This window comes from Pseudomonas psychrophila HA-4 (genome assembly GCF_000282975.1).
Lineage (GTDB): Bacteria > Pseudomonadota > Gammaproteobacteria > Pseudomonadales > Pseudomonadaceae > Aquipseudomonas > Aquipseudomonas psychrophila_A.
Genome location: NZ_ALJC01000104.1, coordinates 1 through 425 on the forward strand (window position 1 = coordinate 1; position 425 = coordinate 425).

A 425-nucleotide genomic window follows, 5' to 3' on the forward strand; every position below is an offset into this window, starting at 1 on the left:
CCCAAGAAGTATCGCTCGTATCGAGGGGCTGTCGGCAGAACCGCACCGAATCTATTGGAGCGCAACTTCGTTGCTCAGCGCCCTAACCAGAAGTGGGTAACTGACGTTACAGAGTTCAAGGTTGCTCAGCAAAAGCTCTATCTTTCGCCTGTGATGGATTTATACAACCGCGAAATCGTCGCGTATGAAATGGCCAACCGGCCCTGCTTGGCGCTGGTCGACAATATGCTTGATAAGGCTTTCAAACGTTTGCAGAGCGAGCCAAAGCTGGTCATTCACTCTGACCAAGGATGGCATTACCAGCACTCCCAATACCGCCATAAACTGGCACAGCTCGGGGTAAAACAGAGCATGTCACGTAAAGGAAACTGTCTGGACAATGCCGCGATGGAAAGTTTCTTTGGTACGCTGAAATCCGAGTTTTT

General features: G+C 50.4%; 1 protein-coding gene. It reads left to right on the top strand.

From position 1 onward, the window contains the following. Positions 1-425 (top strand): IS3 family transposase (locus B347_RS0116900; protein ID WP_019410874.1); only part of this gene is annotated, 425 nt, incomplete at both ends.